Annotated in this window: 14 protein-coding genes and 3 pseudogenes; 12 read left to right on the top strand and 5 right to left on the bottom strand. The window is 51.4% G+C overall.

All coding sequences use genetic code 11. The features are described 5' to 3' along the window. Positions 1-14 precede the first annotated feature (14 nt). From HNQ38_RS01735 to HNQ38_RS01710, 6 genes and pseudogenes are all read left to right on the top strand, one after another. A pseudogene (locus HNQ38_RS01735) lies at positions 15-1,143 on the top strand (IS3 family transposase). 124 nt (positions 1,144-1,267) lie between these two features. Then, a complete protein-coding gene (locus HNQ38_RS01730) occupies positions 1,268-2,314 on the top strand; it encodes a DNA cytosine methyltransferase (RefSeq protein ID WP_221277764.1) in 1,047 nt (348 codons plus the stop codon). Further along, positions 2,311-4,683, top strand: a complete 2,373-nt coding sequence (locus HNQ38_RS01725; RefSeq protein WP_183717636.1) for an ATP-binding protein — start codon at positions 2,311-2,313, stop codon at positions 4,681-4,683. Before HNQ38_RS01730 ends, HNQ38_RS01725 begins: the two co-directional genes overlap by 4 nt. Beyond that, positions 4,680-6,377, top strand: coding sequence for a DEAD/DEAH box helicase family protein (locus HNQ38_RS01720; RefSeq protein ID WP_183717634.1), 1,698 nt, complete (start codon positions 4,680-4,682; stop codon positions 6,375-6,377). The genes HNQ38_RS01725 and HNQ38_RS01720 overlap by 4 nt, the downstream gene beginning before the upstream one ends. After that, complete coding sequence (locus HNQ38_RS01715; RefSeq protein ID WP_183717633.1) at positions 6,374-6,952, top strand: hypothetical protein; 579 nt, start codon at positions 6,374-6,376, stop codon at positions 6,950-6,952. The genes HNQ38_RS01720 and HNQ38_RS01715 overlap by 4 nt, the downstream gene beginning before the upstream one ends. Continuing rightward, a complete protein-coding gene (locus tag HNQ38_RS01710) occupies positions 6,953-7,417 on the top strand; it encodes a very short patch repair endonuclease (protein WP_183717631.1) in 465 nt (154 codons plus the stop codon). It begins immediately after the preceding gene. 165 nt (positions 7,418-7,582) lie between these two features. Here the strand turns inward: HNQ38_RS01710 and HNQ38_RS01705 are convergent. Then, positions 7,583-8,343: pseudogene (locus tag HNQ38_RS01705) on the bottom strand (IS5 family transposase). A gap of 325 nt (positions 8,344-8,668) precedes the next feature. Between HNQ38_RS01705 and HNQ38_RS01700 the strand changes: the two are divergent. Together HNQ38_RS01700 and HNQ38_RS01695 are read left to right on the top strand one after the other, a co-directional pair. Continuing rightward, positions 8,669-9,370, top strand: a complete 702-nt coding sequence (locus HNQ38_RS01700; protein WP_183717629.1) for an ERF family protein — start codon at positions 8,669-8,671, stop codon at positions 9,368-9,370. 67 nt (positions 9,371-9,437) lie between these two features. Further along, positions 9,438-10,607, top strand: coding sequence for a hypothetical protein (locus HNQ38_RS01695; protein WP_183717627.1), 1,170 nt, complete (start codon positions 9,438-9,440; stop codon positions 10,605-10,607). On the opposite strand, the gene HNQ38_RS01690 is transcribed toward HNQ38_RS01695, so the two are convergent. Both HNQ38_RS01690 and HNQ38_RS01685 read right to left on the bottom strand, forming a co-directional pair. Next, entirely contained in the window at positions 10,599-11,015 is a 417-nt protein-coding gene (locus HNQ38_RS01690) for a type II toxin-antitoxin system RelE/ParE family toxin (protein WP_183717625.1), read from the bottom strand. The genes HNQ38_RS01695 and HNQ38_RS01690 overlap by 9 nt on opposite strands. Continuing rightward, positions 11,012-11,263: a CopG family ribbon-helix-helix protein gene (locus tag HNQ38_RS01685; protein ID WP_183717623.1), complete on the bottom strand. Its 252-nt coding sequence runs from the start codon at positions 11,261-11,263 to the stop codon at positions 11,012-11,014. Before HNQ38_RS01685 ends, HNQ38_RS01690 begins: the two co-directional genes overlap by 4 nt. A gap of 89 nt (positions 11,264-11,352) precedes the next feature. Here HNQ38_RS01685 and HNQ38_RS14125 point away from each other — a divergent pair. The 4 genes and pseudogenes from HNQ38_RS14125 to HNQ38_RS01665 all read left to right on the top strand — a co-directional run. Then, positions 11,353-12,453, top strand: a pseudogene (locus tag HNQ38_RS14125) (AAA family ATPase); the annotation flags it as partial. 369 nt (positions 12,454-12,822) lie between these two features. Then, positions 12,823-13,860 carry a DUF3150 domain-containing protein gene (locus tag HNQ38_RS01675; RefSeq protein WP_183717621.1) on the top strand — a complete coding sequence of 346 codons (1,038 nt, stop codon included), beginning with the start codon at positions 12,823-12,825 and terminating at the stop codon, positions 13,858-13,860. 4 nt (positions 13,861-13,864) lie between these two features. Next, the gene (locus tag HNQ38_RS01670) at positions 13,865-15,568 is read left to right on the top strand and encodes a cobaltochelatase CobT-related protein (RefSeq protein ID WP_183717619.1); all 1,704 of its coding nucleotides are present in this window, start codon (positions 13,865-13,867) and stop codon (positions 15,566-15,568) included. A 257-nt stretch (positions 15,569-15,825) separates the two neighbouring features. Next, a complete protein-coding gene (locus HNQ38_RS01665) occupies positions 15,826-15,987 on the top strand; it encodes a hypothetical protein (RefSeq protein ID WP_183717617.1) in 162 nt (53 codons plus the stop codon). Positions 15,988-16,099: 112 nt separating this feature from the next. On the opposite strand, the gene HNQ38_RS01660 is transcribed toward HNQ38_RS01665, so the two are convergent. Both HNQ38_RS01660 and HNQ38_RS01655 read right to left on the bottom strand, forming a co-directional pair. Continuing rightward, on the bottom strand, positions 16,100-16,390 hold the full coding sequence (locus tag HNQ38_RS01660; RefSeq protein WP_183717615.1) for a BrnA antitoxin family protein: 291 nt from the start codon (positions 16,388-16,390) through the stop codon (positions 16,100-16,102). Continuing rightward, entirely contained in the window at positions 16,374-16,673 is a 300-nt protein-coding gene (locus tag HNQ38_RS01655) for a BrnT family toxin (protein ID WP_183717613.1), read from the bottom strand. The genes HNQ38_RS01660 and HNQ38_RS01655 overlap by 17 nt, the downstream gene beginning before the upstream one ends. Positions 16,674-16,715 lie beyond the last annotated feature (42 nt).

The raw sequence follows: 16,715 nt of genomic DNA, 5'->3' as shown, positions 1-16,715 counted from the left end.
AAAGGAGAGCACCCATGTCCAAGAGAAAAAATCATGCCCCGGCGTTCAAGGCCAGGGTGGCTTTGGCTGCCCTTTCCGGTGAGAAAACCGTTGCCGAACTCAGCGCCGAGTTTGGCGTCCATCAGACCTCATCCACAAATGGGTGAAGCAGCTCAAGGCGTCGGCAGCCGGTATTTTTACAGGTGAAATCAAGACCGAAGAGGCCAGGAAGGAAAAACAACTCCAGGTACTTCATGCCAAAATCGGTCAACTCACCGTGGAACGAGATTTTTTAGCAGAAGTCTGGGGGAAGCGGTGAGCGTCTCCCGCAGGCAAAGCATGGTTGATTCCAGCCATGCGCAGCTCAGTATGGTTCGTCAATGCGCTCTGCTCAAAATAGCCCGTTCCGGCCTGTATTATGTGCCCAAAGGCGAATCGGCCCTGACTCTTGCTCTTATGCAGGAAATCGACAGAGCCTTTACCGAATGGCCGTTCCTGGGAGTGCGCCAGATGCGTGATTATCTGGTACTGCTGGGCTATGGCGTGGGCAGAAAACGCGTTCGGCGTCTTATGCGCCTGATGGGGCTGATGGCGGTGTACCAGAAGCCCAAAAACAGTATTCCTCATCCAGAGCATACGCGCTACCCGTATCTCTTGCGGAGATTGTCCATCACCAGACCCAATCAAGTCTGGTGCGCGGATATCACGTACATCCCCATGCGCAAAAGATTTTTGTACCTGGTGGCCGTTATGGACTGGCACAGTAAAAAGGTGCTGTCCTGGAAACTTTCCAACACCATGGATGCGGATTTTTGTGTCGCGGCCCTGGAAGAAGCCTTGGCGAAACACGGCAAGCCCGATATCTTCAACACCGACCAAGGCAGCCAATTCACCAGCTTCGCGTTTACCAATGTCTTGCAGGAGAACGGTATCCGCATTTCCATGGATGGCCGTGGCCGCTGGCTGGACAACGTCTTCATCGAACGCCTCTGGCGCTCGCTCAAGTATGAATGTGTGTATCTGCACGCTTTTGAAACCGGCTCCGAAGCTCGTGCCGGAATCGGCAGGTGGATCGACTTTTACAATCGGCTCCGGCCTCACAGCCGCTTAGGCGGCTTGCCTCCGGACACTTACTACGAACAGGGGCTTGTAAAGGCAGCCTGATAAGGGAAAAGGCAGAAGAAGAAGAAGAAGAAGAAGAAAGACAAGCTAAGGAACCGCTAAAACCTGTCCGAACAACAGGGACCACCTTACTGGATGAAGGCTGGCGCTGCGGCGGATAAAACAAATGGAAACAGTTGAGTTATATGAACAGGAACCAGTGATGCTGCTAGATAAGAAAAGAAGCCCTTCCATACCTCAACCAGGGGAAGAAACGCTCTCGTCTATGCGAGAAAGGTCCGTGGTTTCGTTTTTTTGCGGATGCGGAGGGCTTGACTTGGGGTTTCTCGGGGGCTTTTCGTACAAGGGCACCAAAGTCCCCAAGCTTCCATTCAAACTTCTCGCCGCTTATGACCATGATGACAAGTGCGTTCAGACATACCTCAAGAATATTTCTGATCACGCAGAAGTTCGGGACCTATCCAGCTATAACCCTATTGAAGTTCCGGCCGCCGAAGTTTTGATAGGGGGATTCCCTTGCCAGGATTTCGCCACGTGCGGGCCACGTCATGGGCTGAAGTCCACCCGTGGAAGGTTGTACCAAGCACTGATTCAATACATGGAGGTTCACAGACCCCTTGTCGTCATCGGTGAAAATGTTCCAGGTCTCGCCAATATGAAACAAGGAGATGTGTTAAATACGATAAAACAGGACATCGCTTCGGCCGGATACAGGGTCGAGGTTTGGACTCTTTTTGCTCCAGATTATGGCGTTCCCCAGAGGAGGACGAGACTTTTCATTGTGGCGGTCAGAGACGATTTGCAGGGGTTTCCGGTCATGCCTAAGAGAACTCACACCGAGGAACACTACAGGACGACTCGCTGGGCGATAGAAGATCTTGAAGGGATATCGGACGATTCAATTCCAAACCAGTCGCAATATTTCAGAGCGTCAAGAGCAAAAAAAGGAAATGGCCAAGGAGACGAGACCACACCAGCCGATTCGCCTTCATACACAATCAGGGCGAACGCGAAGTCCCGTGTGCAGTTTCACTACTCTCTTGATAGACGGTTGACTGTCCGCGAGTGTGCCAGGTTGCAGACGTTTCCCGACAATTTTGATTTTCCCCATTCGGCCACGTCTAACATCATGCAAATTGGCAACGCCGTACCGCCGATTCTGGGAAATAAAGTTGCAAGAGCTATCGCCAAATATCTGGAGGGCGTGAAATGAAATCAGAGTCGCTAATAACGCAAGTCGTCGACATCACACCCACCCCGAAAATCCTTAGAACGTTGGGTGACATTCCGTTTGCCGCTTGGCAATGCTTGGCGGAACTGACCGACAATTCGCTGGACGCTTTTTCTGAGGCCGAAAACAAGGGGAAAGTTATAAATGGCCCCAGGGTCGATATCCATTGGTCCAGTGATTCTGTCGCCGCTTATGATAGAGAAATTGTCGTTCAGGACAACGGTCTCGGCATGGAACTCGAAGTCCTCCAGAAAGCTGCCAAGGCGGGGTATTCAAGCAACGATCCCATCCACAACCTTGGACTATTTGGAATGGGTTTCAATATCGCCACTGCCCGACTTGGAGATGAAACCCTTTTCCTTTCGGCGACTCCAGATGGAACTGAATGGGTTGGAATTAAAATCAGTTTTGAACAATTGATAAAGGAACAAACCTTTTCCGCTCCTGTTGTTAGGGAACCCAAAAAAACGCCTGACGAATCCGGCACTAAAATAATTGTCAAGAGCTTGAAGGACGGTGTTTTCGCGGAAATAAGGAAAAAGGAAAGCGCGATAAGAAGACAGTTGGAGACAATTTACACACCGATACTCAGCAGGAAAAAGGTTTCAATATTTGTACAGGGAAAGCAGCTTTCCCCCCGTCCACATTGCGTTTGGAGCGATTCAAGGTTTGTGGTTCGTAAAGGGGTTCGAGTAGAGGCGATCCAAAGAATAAACCGAGACCTCGGAGAGACATACTTCGACTCTCTGAAAAATCGCTACCTGACCGAAGACGAAGCCGCTGATCTCGATGTATCGATTAGTAAAGGTGGTGTTTTTCCGACACACATAGTCAAACGTGCCCGTCGGCTTAAGGGTTGGATTGGTATTCAGCGGTATGCCGACCCATCTGATTTTGGTGTGGATTTTGTTCGTAACGGACGGAAAATATTGGTTTCCGACAAATCCCTTTTCGGCTATGAAAATCCGGATACAGGAACTGACACGTCTGAATACCCAGTCGAACTAGGATCGACTGTTGGCGGGAGAATCGTTGGCGAGCTCCATGTTGATTACCTGATCCCGACGTATCAAAAGAATGGGTTTGATATCACAGACAGAGCATGGCGACTCACACGGGAAGCCGTTCGAGGCGCTGGACCGATTCTTCCCAAGAAAAGGCAAGCTTTGGGATACGATGGGGACAACGAGTCTCCTCTCGGTAGATTGGTTAACGCATACAGAAGAACAGACCCTGGCACAAAAAATCTCGCGGTTCCTAATTCATTGGCGAGAGAATTCGCCAAGCGTTTCTTTTCCGGGGACTTGGAGTACGAAACCGATGATAAGTGGTACAAGGTCGCTCAGGAATCAGACAGAGAACGGGGGGATGGCGGTAAAGGATTGACTCCGGTAAATTCTGGAGAGACTCCGTCAGATGACATTTCTAGCTATTTGCCCGGCGCTCAATCTGGAACTGGCTCTCATGCTGCCCCCTCTGTCAGTACTCCAGCACTGCCAGCACCTACTGTGGCTCCCGTTCCGGCGACTTCTGATAGAGATCTCTTGATTCAGCATTCTGACAAAGAGGAATCATTGTCAGGAAAATACTCTTACGACACAACTCCCGGAATGGAAATAACCGCCTGGAGAGTGCGTGACAGCCAAATCAAAATCCAAGGAAGCAGAGTGCCATGTCACCTTTATCAGGATGGAATCGAGGTTGATTTCTTTTTCGATCCGACTCATCCAATTCTATCCGAGTATCCACTTTCCCCTAAGCAATTGTTGCTGCAGGGCTTGGCAGAAAAGTTTGCGCTCCGTGATCCTGGCGTGTCTATTCAAGCGGCGTTTATTGGGCTCGTTGACAATCATTTGCTTGAAGAACGGATCAATCCCCAAGCTCTACAAGAACGGGCGCATTCGATTGTTTTGTCAATACGCGAAAAGCTGCCTTCTTTGCTCGGGCATCGATTTGCCAAGGTAAAAGAAGTTATTCAGTCTGTTGAAGCTGAAGAGGAAGAACTGGCAAAACGCCTGCTTGATGAGGCTCCAAATCTGCTCGGTGCCTATCAAGACTCCAGTGAAGAATCGATTCAGTCCCTGGCGTTTGTTTGCGACACGACTATAAAACGGCTGATAGCCGAATTTCCGGAAGAGTTTATGGACAACAAGCTTTTCGCGCAGCCTTTTGCCGACCTAAAGATTGGTAATGAGGCGATGCGTGAACGGTTGCGGAAAAACTCCCTTGAACGGGTCCTGTCCTATTTTTCCGATGTTATTTTGCTTCTTCAGGGCGGAAGAACGCAGAGCAAACAAGAACTTTTGAGGCACGCGAACACACTGTCTCTGTTGGAAGGACTCCTGGAATGAGTGAACCACAGAATGCGACTTTCCTGACTGAGGCTGTAATGGCGGGAGGAGACTGGAGAGCTCTTGAGCTCGCAGTCTCCAGGTTATTGCTGCACTGCGGTTGGAAAAATATCCAATATGTTGGTGAGAGTGGAGACAAAGGGGCTGACGTCTTAGCAGTGAGAGCGAACCCCACGAAAGGCATTGACGATTCATACCTCATACAAGTCAAAGCGGTCAATTCGTACTCTTATGTTGGCAAGTCCGCTGTCGATCAAGCCGTCAAGGGTCAAGCCTACTACAAAGCCAAAGTGGTAGTCGTTGCCACAAATGGGGACTTTACAAAATCAGCGTATGATAGAAGAGATGACCTCAACAGACAGGGGTATGATGTTAGGCTTTGGAACGGAAAATTTCTGACAGATCTTGTTGCAAAATGGCCTGAATACAGTGAAGAAAAGAGGTCGCCTCGTGAATATCAGTCAAAGATAGTCGACTCGGTTGTAAAGGGTTTTCACAGTGGCCGTAGAAAAGCGCTATTCGTTGTCGCGACCGGACTCGGAAAAACCGTCATCGCCTCATCGGTCGCCGACCTTCTTTATTCGACTGGCCTAAAAAAGATACTAGTCCTATGTCACGCTACAGACTTGGCTTTTCAACTCCAACGATCTTTCTGGGCGCAGATTTCCAAAAACATACCAACGAGAATATTTATGGATGGAGAGCCCCCTGTTCCTTCCGACGGAATCAACTTCGGGCTGTATCAGACGCTGTTTGGGTATCTTGGAGGAATCGAGCCAACCGCTTTTGATCTCATTATCGTAGACGAGGCCCACCACGCTTTGGCAAACGCTTTTTCGTCATGCATTGAGCATCTTTCCCCAAAACTTCTTATTGGCATGACGGCCACTCCCTGGCGTGGCGACGGTACATCGATTGAGTCTATTTTTGGCGAGCCGATTGAAAAGGTGTCGTTGGTCGATGGCATGAGGATGGGGTTCCTTGCCAAAGTCGATTATCGGATGATGTGTGACAACATCGATTGGGGACAAGTTCCGAAACTGGCTCGCACCTCGTTGTCCATCCGAGACCTTAACAAGCGACTTTTCCTGCCACAGAGGGATGACGCTGTTATCGCCAAGCTTCTTGAGTTGACCGCATCCATGGAACGTCCACGGATCGCGATATTTTCACCCTCAAAAAACCATGCGGACACATTCGCGGGGAAACTGGTGTCCTCGGGCATTCCAGCAGCCAACATGTCTGTTGATGACAAGGTTAAACGGCGACAGGTTCTGTTGAATTTCTCATCTGGAAAAATCAAAGCGGTTACGGCGGTCGATGTCCTGAATGAAGGTATTGACGTGCCTGACGTGAATATCCTTGTGTTCTTAAGGGCTACCCACTCCAGAAGGATATTCGTGCAACAACTCGGTAGAGGGCTCAGGATCTCACCAGGAAAAGAAAAAGTCATTGTACTGGACTTTGTCACGGATATAAGACGATTGGCGGCGGTCAAGGAGCTTGACAAGGAGGCCAAGGCCGACCCCAAGCCAGGTGAAGTTGAGACGGTTTTCCTGCGGAACGGGGTGGTGACGTTTAGCAATGAAAAAGCGCAGAAGTTCGTGGATGCATGGCTTGATGATGTGGCCAGCCTGCAGGACCAAGACGACGCTGAACGTCTGGCTTTTCCTGACACGGAGGCTTGGTCATGAGCAAAAAGGTTCCTGATGATATTGCTAAAGAGATAAAAGAATGCGTCTTTCAAGAGGCTGACCGAGTTAATTACCTCGCACGTTCTAGGACAGACAACGGCAATTTCCTCGCGCAACTGGTCACCATGTCAAATGTAGGAGGAAGATTGTCTCAGTACATGAAAAAAGCCGAGGTCCGCACATATATTAAAGACGCGATTCTCAATCGATATTCAAAAGATAAAACACAAGAGGAACGCCCAGACGATCTTGGGCCAATAATTTTGGAAAAGATAGGGATTCAAGCACTCTTTGTGGAACAAGAGGCAAAAAGTCAGATTTTACTATTCAAGTCCCCTGCCGACGCCAGTTTTGTGGTTGTGGCGGATGGCACAGTTCTAAAATGGGAAACCGCTTTACGCAAAGCGTTGCTTTATGTTGCCTCCAAACCGTTCTCCGAAAGCTCCAATGCCTCAATAAGGATTGTTTTGATGTTGTTCGCTAGGCACCAGAAGGTGTCTCCTTCCGATTTGCGCCATTTGGAAAAGGCGCTTTCGATGTGCAATGCGAAACCGTACATCTATGGAGAAGGGTGATTGGACAATATCAGCAAAGAAGAACGAAGCCGAGTGATGGCTGCTGTAAAGCAAAAGGACACCAAGCCAGAAATGAAGGTGCGCTCTTTCTTGCACAAACATGGGCTGCGATATCGGCTTCACGACAACAAGCTGCCAGGAAAACCAGACCTTGTTTTCCCAAGGTTTCGGACGGTTCTATTTATCCATGGCTGCTTTTGGCACGGCCATCCAGACGAGCAATGCAAATTAGCCAGAATCCCTAAATCGAATGTCAAATTTTGGAAAGACAAAATACGGGCAAACCGACAACGAGATGATAGAAATATCAAGCTACTGCAGGATCTCGGATGGAATGTTGTGGTGATATGGGAGTGTCAGCTTTGTAATAACGCAGCATTAGATGGGCTTGTATTTCAAATTCGTAGCGCTCCAACGTTAAGGGACAAAGATCAAAAACGCTCAAGTGCAGAAGAACAACCATGAAGTCATGGGGAAAGCATGTCTATCGCATCGGCTCAGAGGAGCGCCATGAAGCTCGCACAGGTGTCTTAGGCTCTACCTGTAATCGCTCCTAAAAATGGGGGGATTACCATTGTACCTTAATACGTTTTGTGGCACTTATAAGCATCCACATATTAGATGGTGTCGTCAAATTATTTTAGCCCATAATAAAATGCACCTGATTTGGACAGCGGCAAGAAAGGAACTGCTCCTCTTTGTATATCGTGTTGCGATTCCGCGCCAACGCTTCAAGTGTAAAAAAGCATTCTCGACAAGATGCCGGAGTTTGTAGACGTATTTATCATAATTGCGTTGGACTTTACGGTTTTTCTTGGACGGAATGATAGGCTCCATATCAGCCTTTACAGCCATTTCGACTATTTCGTCTGTGTCATATCCTCGATCAGCCAAAAGTGCTTCTGCGTTCAATCCGTCAATCAAAGCACAGGCTTCCTTGCAATCAGCTCTGGTACCTTCTGTAATAATAACTCTGACCGGCATACCATGCGCATCCACGGCCAAGTGTATCTTGGTGTTGAGCCCCCTTTTGTACGGCTCATGGCCTAGTTGCCACCGATAGCTCCTGCTGCGTGCGGATGCACCTTGCAGTGGCTCGCGTCAATCATCAGCCACTCATAGTCCGGTTCGACAATAAGCGCTTCAAGGAGCCCCTCCCAAACACCTCTGTCTCGCCAGCGACAAAAACGGCGATGGGTGTTTTTCCAATCTCCATAGTCTGGCGGCAAATCTCGCCAAGGAGCGCCAGTGCGCAGCATCCAAAAAACAGCATTAATAAACAGCCTGTTATCGCCGGCAGGGCGACCAACACTCCCTTCGCTTCCAGGAAGAAGCGGCTTTAAAAGCTCCCAAACTTTATCTGAAATGTCATGCATGCGGTGCGCTTGCATAGTCCCTCCAAGGTGTCTGTGAAGAGACTATAGCAGGTTATTTTTAATTTGATGACACTATCTAACTTAGACGTCGAAATTTTGCCGGCGGTTTATATATTAAAAAGGCGCAATTATGACCCTCCCCCCGAAAAGTATTCCATTGAAAATTTAGTGTGGTATAGGAGCATAAGGATGGAATATAGGATAATGTTATTCATAAAACCTTAAGAATATATTACTCTTACAAGAACACCAGAGTAATGTTTAAAATCACCCATAAAGCCCTGTCCAGCACTACGCTGGGCGGGGCTTTGTCATTTTGCTATCGACGGAGGATGCTCATATGAACCAATATCAATCCGAAAGTATCACCGACCTGGCTAAGGCCCTGCTCTGCGTACAGAGAACCGTTCAACCTGCTACAAAAGACGCGGAAAATCCCTTCACCCAAAGCTGGTACGCCAGCCTCAACAGCGTTATGGACGCCTGCCGGGACGCGCTCATCGAAAACGGCATCTGGTTGTGCCAGTACCCCGTGCCTGTGGAGCAGCCCAATTCCTTGGGGCTGGTTACCAAGCTGACGCATGCAGAGTCTGGTCAGTGGCAAAGCTCTCTTGCCGTGATTCCTTTGCCCAAGGCCGACCCGCAGGGCATGGGATCGGCAATGACATACGCCCGCCGCTACGCTCTAACCGCCATGTTGGGCATGGTCACGGAAGATGATGATGGCGAAGGGGCTAAAAACGGCAAAAAATCGCCTACACGGCCTAAATTGCCTGTAATAGCCCCTGAATCGCAAAAATCGCGTCAACGCGACCCATCCACCGCAAACAACATTTCGACCCCCTCAAATCGTCCGTCAGCAAGCCTTGAAAATCTCCCACCGCTGGAAGGTGTCACCTACCAGCAGATAACGGCTCAAGATGGGCGGCCCTGCATCATCGCTACCGGCAACATGCAGGCCAAAAAAGAATTGCTTACCGGCGCGGGCTTCCGCTGGAATGCGCAGCGCAAAATCTGGTGGAAATACGCTGAGGCTGCATAGTAAAAATCAAAATACCGAGTGAGAGGGCTGCCTGATGGCGGCCCTTTCGCTTTTATGGAGGCAGAGCATGGAACAGAAAGACCGCACGGAAGGATTACGTGCGTTAATTAGGCAAGGCCTGCAAGCCGTGGCCCACAAAGACACACTGGCCCATCTGGGCGACCGCTCCAGTTACATTGGCATGAGCGACATTGGCCAGCACTGGGAATGCCCACGAGCTGCACTGGCCAAAAAGGTGCTGTCCACCACAAATAACCTGGAGCGCCTTCTGACCCTGCAGCGCGGGCATTGGTTTGAATCCGGGGTTGGGCAAGCTCTGGCATCGCTGGGCCTGCATGTGCTGCCCCAGCTTGAGATCAACTGGCAACATCAGGGCGTGCCCATCAAGGCGCATCTGGACTTTGTGCTGGTCTGGGGTGCGCCCGTCAATGCCATACGCATTCTGGAAGTAAAAAGCACCGATAAGTTGCCTACTTCGCCGCATGATTCCCACCTGCTGCAACTACACGGGCAAATAGGTCTGCTGGCCCAATCTTGGGACAAGCCTGTATTCAGCCTGCGTGCTGAAGACGGTACGCTTCTGCATGACAAAATGACCTTTCCGCAACTTTGCCTTGCCCATCTTGGCCTGCATCTGCCCACAACTGCTACCGAGGCAAGTATGGAGGCATGGTTGCTCTGCCTTTCCATGAAAGAGGTAAGGGCGTTCGGCCCCTATGGCTTCAATCAGACCATGCTGGACACGACTCTTACCCATGCGATTCAGCTTTGGAGTGAGCTCACAGCATTTCGAACAGGGCAATTGTCCCTGGCGCAGGTAGATTGCGCTCAAGGCTTTTACCCATTGTGCTCGTACTGCGAATACAACACCGACTGCCCCAAATTCCCACAGGGTGTGCAGATGCCGCAATGGGAGCCAGCACTGGAAAAGCTGGCGTCCCTTAAGGAGCAGCGCACGGCTTTGGATAACGAAATCAAAGAAATGGAGACAGTGCTCAAACTTGTTCATCGTCAGGCTGGCACACGGGACTGGGTGGATACCGGCAAGTACCGCTTTCGCGTTTCAACTACATCAGGGCGTAGCACACTTAATCGTGACGTCCTGCATGAAGAACTGACCGACATCTTCCGCTTTGAGCATCTGGACGACATCGACGTGGACGCCCTGCTGGCCCGCTGTGAGAGTGTCGGTGCATCTTCCGAGCGCCTGTCAATTTCGCCAATAAATTTAATATAAAGGAGAATTGCTATGGGGTATTATTCTGACGTGCCCCTGTGCCGAATCAAAACAGGCGGTGTCTTTAAAAACAATCTGCTGGCATGGGTTTGCGCAGCAGATTGCGCTTGGGGGAGCGGGATAGGGCTTTTCGCTAAAGTTTGTCATGCAAGAGATAACTTCTGGCGGAATGGTGAATCCCTCATTCCCTTCAATTTCATAAAGCATTTGGTAATTCGTATGCACAATCAGCATGCGGACGCCATCCACCGGACTTTTTCGGCCTGATAAAGGGAAATCAGCAAGTTGCTCCGCAGCCTGCGAAAATTTTGTATCTAACCACAGGGCTGCATCACTACTGTCCGTAGCAATGTAATCGAAAATCTCTTCACGTCGTTGCATAGCGTGGGGGGACCATACAACCTTCACTTGCGGACAACCATCCTCTTAAGATCTGCACGTTTGGCAGAAAAGTAGCGTTCTACCTCTTCATTGGGAACGGCTTTACCATTTGTAAACGAATCCCGCCCGGCCTTTACCTCTGCATGTAGTAAGCTGACATCATTCAGATAGCTGTCCAATGCCTCGTTAATAATGGCTTCACGCGAGGTTGATTGCGCTACGGCAATGTCATCAAGTCGGGCCAGTCTGGTCTGATCCAGTTGTACTTGTGTCATGGACATGGTTGTCCTCCGTTGTTTCAACCATAATAACCGAGTGAGCGGCCTCCCGTCAAAGGGAGGCTGTTCGCGTTTCAGGAGCGAATATGAAAAGTGTTTCCAACGACCTCGCGAGCCTCCAGCCTACCGACCTTGACGCCGGGCAGGTTTTCAGCGGCAAATCATCCGGCACCACAGTCAAGGGCTACGCGGCAGCATCTGCATACACCCCGGCAATAGACTTCGACTACATATTCCACGAGTCCAGTCGGGATATTGTGGTCTGGTTTCTCGCTTCAGCCGTAGGTGAGTCTGCGAGCCGTACGGATGAAGACAGCAATTGGTTACACGGTAATTCATCAACGCAACCACTGTCGCTATCCGTAAGCGGTAAAGCCGCTAACGGCTACCGCAACCTGCAGGGACTGCAGGAACCGCTGTACGTCTTTGGCCCCACAGGCTGCGGCAAAACAAGCTGCATCAAGCAACTGGCAGCTAGGCTTAACTACCCCGTCTTTGAGGTGACAGGACACGGGCGGCTGGAATTTGCCGATCTGGTGGGGCACCTGACGGTCAAGGACGGCAACATGGTCTTTGAGTACGGCCCGTTGGCACTGGCCATGCGCCACGGAGCAATTCTGCTCCTGAATGAAATCGACTTAACTTCGCCAGAAATCGCCGCCGGGCTGAACAGCGTCTTGGATGGCTCCCCTCTGTGCATAGCGGAAAATGGGGGCGAAATCATCACCCCGCACCCCATGTTCCGTTTCGTAGCCACGGCCAATACCAATGGCGCTGGCGACGACACGGGCCTGTACCAGGGCACGCAACGGCAGAACCTCGCCTGGCTGGACCGCTTCACTATCTGCGAAGTGGGCTACCCCGATGCAGTTGTAGAGAAAAGGCTGCTGTCCCAGCGCTACCCCTCTCTGCCCGAAGCGCTTTGTGCCACCATGGTGGAGTATGCCAATGAAATCCGCAAACTGTTCATGGGCGAAGCTTCAACCGGCAATCTGACTAACACTATTGAAGTTACCTTCTCTACGCGCAGTTTGCTGCGCTGGGGAGATCTGACCGTGCGTTTCCAGCCTTTGGCTCATCAGGGCATACAGCCTGTCACCTACGCCCTTGATCGTGCTCTGGCATACCGCGCCAGCCGTGAAACACGCGCCATGCTCCACGAGCTGGCCCAACGCATGTTCCCGCAACAGGTGGAAGCTGAAGCCCTTAAAACCAAAACGACTGAAACAGAAAGCCTGCAAGGTGAACAAGCCCTGCGCTTCATGCGCAGCCATTTGAGAAACACTCCCACGGTGGCAAAGCCGCGTGTTCATTTGGAGGTAGCTCATACCTCTCTCGGTAAAAAACAGAGCGGAAAGTTCTGGATTGGCGAGGCCAGACCTGAAGGCCTTATGCTTCATTGGGGCAAGCCGGACACTGCCGGGCAACAACACTCTATCCCTGCTGAAAATTGTGCGGGCAACAATTCCGTGCTGGAGCTTGAAACGCGTGCAGCCAAAAAGCTCACCGAAGGCTACGTCCTCAACACTACAAAAAGCTCATTTTAGGAGGCTCTTATGACACCGCTTGTTTCTGACATTCGCATTCTGGATAATTTGCTGGCCCTCAACCTCAATGTCAGCCTGTGGTCAGCCCGGTGCAAGATGAGCCAGGAAGACCTGGGCGGTGCGGAACTGCCCCCTGAAGACCTGGCATCTCTGGGATCAAAGCGCATTGCTGACCCGGAAAACCTCAAGGTGTTCGGTACGCTCAAGGCTCGCGTCTTCAACTATCTCGATCGGCACGGAGTACGCTTCATGTCCGGCTGGGCCATCCCTGAAGAAAAAGCCGGTGAAATTGTGCAAGAGCTTTGCAATATACGCAACGACTTCCAGAAAGAAAAAGAAGCCTTTCTGGCAGGCTATGATCAGAATGTGCAGGCCTGGATAGAAAAGCATCATCAATGGGGTGAAATTATCCGTAACTCCATTGTGGGGCCGGACTATGTGCGTGCCCGCATGGATTTCCGCTGGCAGTTGTACAAGGTGTCCCCGCTGGCGCAACATACAGATAACACAGCCGTGCTGGAAGCCGGTCTGGCAGAAGAGGTGCAGGGTCTGGGCGGCACACTCTTCGGCGAAGTGGCCAAGTCTGCCGAAGACATCTGGCGCAGAGTGTACCACGGCAAGACGGAAGTGACCCACAAAGCGCTTTCGCCGTTGCGAACTCTGCATGCCAAGCTCACGGGTCTGTCTTTCGTAGAGCCGCACGTGGCTCCGGTGGCAGATATCGTGCAGGCCGCACTGCTACGCATGCCCAAGAAGGGCAACATCACCGGCACAGACCTGCTGCTGTTGCAGGGGTTGGTCTGCCTGCTCAAGGACAGTACTGCCCTTGTTGGCCACGCCCAAAAAGTTATTGAGGGCTACGGCCCGGCCTTTGTGCTGGACGCCTTGCTGGCTGGGCCGGACAGCACGGCTGCGCAGGAGGACAACGCAATGCAGATAGACGATGTAGTTAATGAGGATATGGATGACGCTCCCATACTGCCGGACATCCCCGTGGCAGACAACACGCTGCCTCATCCTGCTATTCCTAGCCTGGGCCTGTGGTGATGCCGTGATACGTACAAAAGATATTCTCAACTGCCTGCCCCTGCTGGCGTCCATCCTTGGTGACCGTTATGGAGTGCAGGTTCGTATCAGCGGCAAGGAGGCCTGCACCAACGGTAAGGTTATCCATCTGCCATCATTGCCCATGGATTGTGAGCCTGAATTGCTGGCACTGGCCAACGGCTTCACAGACCATGAGGCAGCTCATATCCGGCACACTGATTTTAGCGTATTGAAAACTGCAAACCTTGATCCTGTGACCTTCAATTTGTTCAACTGCCTTGAAGACTGGCGTGTTGAAAGGAAGCTGTCTGGCATTTTCCCTGGCTGCCGACAAAATCTGAACTGGCTGATACGACGATTCTTTGTGGAGCAGGCACAGCCAAGGGCCGGGGATGATTCCCCGGCCCTTGCTGTTTTGGACTATGTGCTGTTGACCGTACGGGCCTGGGATGTGGAAGAAGTGAACATTCCACGCATAGCAACAGCAGAGGTGTTACGCCAAAACTTCCCCGGCGTTAGGGAAGTGCTGGATGCAATTCTGGCCAAGGTTTACATCCATTGCCCGGGCACAGCTTCAGCTATCGCCTATGCTCGTCAATTGGCACAGAGCATTCGGCAGTGGGAGCCGCAACAGCAGACAGAAAGCGACGAAAACAACGTGCAAAAAGGAGGAAACAAGCCCAATACCACCGAAATACGGCGCAAAAACCACGCCTCAGGGCCGCATGAGGGCCACAGGTATAGTGCCGCCCACAACGGCTCTGCCCCTCAACCGGAGCAAATCCCCACGTCCGCTTGCGCATCTCAAGCGCAGCCGCCCATATCCCCCAGCAAGGCCAAAACCCAGCTTACAGCCCTGTTCCATGCCGAAGCCCAAGACCTGCCTCAAAACCTGGGTGAGCTTCTTTCAACGGCGCTTACCCTTTGCCAGGCAGAATCAGCCTTTGAGAGCGTTACGGTGGCGGTGGAAGGGTTTCGACCTTCGGGAGTGCTGCCAGAACCGCAAAAGCTTAAAGCCCTTCAGGCCAGCATTGCCTTGCGAACCCGTCTTCAGGGGCTTTTACAGGCTCGGACACAAAGGCGGTGCAGCGTCGGCCGGCGCGGGGCCTTACACCCCGGCTCACTCCATCGGCTGCAGACGGGTAATCCACGTATCTTCCGCAGGGAGGCAGAACAGGCGGGCCTCAACACTGCTGTGCATATTCTGCTGGACGTCAGCGGCAGTATGAGCGGAACGCCGATAGCTCTGGCAAGGCAGGCGTGCTTTGCTGTGGCAAAAGCGCTGGAAAATATCAAAGGTGTAAATCCAGCGGTCACGGCTTTTCCTGCGATGGCTTCCACAAATTCTGTATTCCCCATTATGCGGCATGGTCAAAAGGTGCCGGACAGCCTTGACATCAATGCTTCAGGCGGAACCCCTCTGGCTGCGGCTTTGTGGTGGGTTATGCAGACAATGCTGTTCCTTAAGGAGCAAAGGAAAATCATCCTCATCATTACAGACGGAATACCTGATAGCACACACGCAGCAACCCATGTCGTGAGCGTCGCGCAACGGCTTGGTTTTGAGGTGTATGGCCTTGGGATACGTGACGATCATATAGGCCAGCTGTTGCCACAGACCAGTCGGGTTATCAACGATCTGCCTGATTTGGCACCTACTATGTTTGATATGCTTCAGGATGCTCTGCTGAAAGGATGGGCATCATGATGGTACCACTGGACTTTTGCCGTTGGAGCCCGGCACGGCCCATTTCAACCATTATCAATTTCAACCAGCGACGCATTCCGCGCTGCTGACACATAAGGAGGCTAATATGAACCCACTGGCATGGATACCTGTTGCCATTGCTGTGTTGCAGGTCATCAAGGAAAATTGGGACAACTAAACTATTCAAAGTGACAAACGAACAGTGGGCGGGAGCGATCCCGCCTTCTGCAATTGCACAACTGAAAAGGAGAATAACCATGAGTAGTAGATGGACATTTATAGGCGGCATACTGGCCGGAATCGCAGGAGTATTCACTGCTGCGGCGGTATCAATAGAGCTGGAAAGCCGGAAAAACGGCAGCCTCGATGCCGTGGATGAACCGGAAAGGTTAGCTTTGCCTGAAAGCGAGGGTGTGTAGGTGCTATAGTTTAATTGCAGGGCGGGAACCTTTTGGGGTTCCGGCCCTGTTCACATACATTTCAAAGTTCGCTTTTTTAACAGAAGCATGTACAAATACTGACAAAAAATGATTATGGTTGCAAGGTTCCCTTTTCCGCTTCCATGCACACACGCAGGGCATCGTTCATGGCCTGCTGGTATCCTTTGCCCTTGCCCCTGTAATATTCAACAAGGTCCGCATCATATCGCACAGTCAGGGATTGCTTGGCAGCCCGCTTCTTGAGGGTACGCAGGCGCTCGACCAAAGTTTCCCCCCGCACGTCAGCGAGGCGCACAAAACCCGCCAGTTCTCTATCAGTCAAGGATTGGGCGTCAGGACTGGAAGTTACACGCTTCGCCGTGACCTTATCGGTGCCGTTCATAGTACCTTACCTCCTGCCGCGTGGCCTTACGGGCGGATATAATACGGATAACGTCTTGCTCGGTGAATACCACCAGCAGTACCAGCGTAGTGCCCACCATACCTAGGAGATGAAAGCGGTCTTCCTCCTGACTGTGAGCCGCATCGTATCGCACCAAGGCGCAAGGATCGTCAAAGGCGCTGACGGCCTGTTCGAAGCCCACTCCGTGCTTGCGCCGATTGCTTTCCGCTTTGGCTTCATCCCACTTAAAAATCGCATGGTCTATCCAGTGCTGCTTGACCATATTGTAACTACACTTTGTTGTATGTCAATAAAAGTATGCTCT

Origin of the sequence: Desulfovibrio intestinalis (assembly GCF_014202345.1) — a bacterium.
Lineage (GTDB): Bacteria > Desulfobacterota > Desulfovibrionia > Desulfovibrionales > Desulfovibrionaceae > Desulfovibrio > Desulfovibrio intestinalis.
This window is presented reverse-complemented; position numbering and strand designations above follow the sequence as displayed.

Bases quoted from the DNA above. Each gene is read 5' to 3' on its own strand.
- HNQ38_RS01685 (WP_183717623.1), bottom strand. From the start codon at position 11,263: ATGACACAAGTACAACTGGATCAGACCAGACTGGCCCGACTTGATGAC.
- HNQ38_RS01675 (WP_183717621.1), top strand. From the start codon at position 12,823: ATGACACCGCTTGTTTCTGACATTCGCATTCTGGATAATTTGCTGGCC.
- HNQ38_RS01730 (WP_221277764.1), top strand. From the start codon at position 1,268: ATGGAAACAGTTGAGTTATATGAACAGGAACCAGTGATGCTGCTAGAT.
- HNQ38_RS01665 (WP_183717617.1), top strand. From the start codon at position 15,826: ATGAGTAGTAGATGGACATTTATAGGCGGCATACTGGCCGGAATCGCA.
- HNQ38_RS01715 (WP_183717633.1), top strand. From the start codon at position 6,374: ATGAGCAAAAAGGTTCCTGATGATATTGCTAAAGAGATAAAAGAATGC.
- HNQ38_RS01725 (WP_183717636.1), top strand. From the start codon at position 2,311: ATGAAATCAGAGTCGCTAATAACGCAAGTCGTCGACATCACACCCACC.
- HNQ38_RS01720 (WP_183717634.1), top strand. From the start codon at position 4,680: ATGAGTGAACCACAGAATGCGACTTTCCTGACTGAGGCTGTAATGGCG.
- HNQ38_RS01660 (WP_183717615.1), bottom strand. From the start codon at position 16,390: ATGAACGGCACCGATAAGGTCACGGCGAAGCGTGTAACTTCCAGTCCT.
- HNQ38_RS01655 (WP_183717613.1), bottom strand. From the start codon at position 16,673: ATGGTCAAGCAGCACTGGATAGACCATGCGATTTTTAAGTGGGATGAA.
- HNQ38_RS01700 (WP_183717629.1), top strand. From the start codon at position 8,669: ATGAACCAATATCAATCCGAAAGTATCACCGACCTGGCTAAGGCCCTG.
- HNQ38_RS01695 (WP_183717627.1), top strand. From the start codon at position 9,438: ATGGAACAGAAAGACCGCACGGAAGGATTACGTGCGTTAATTAGGCAA.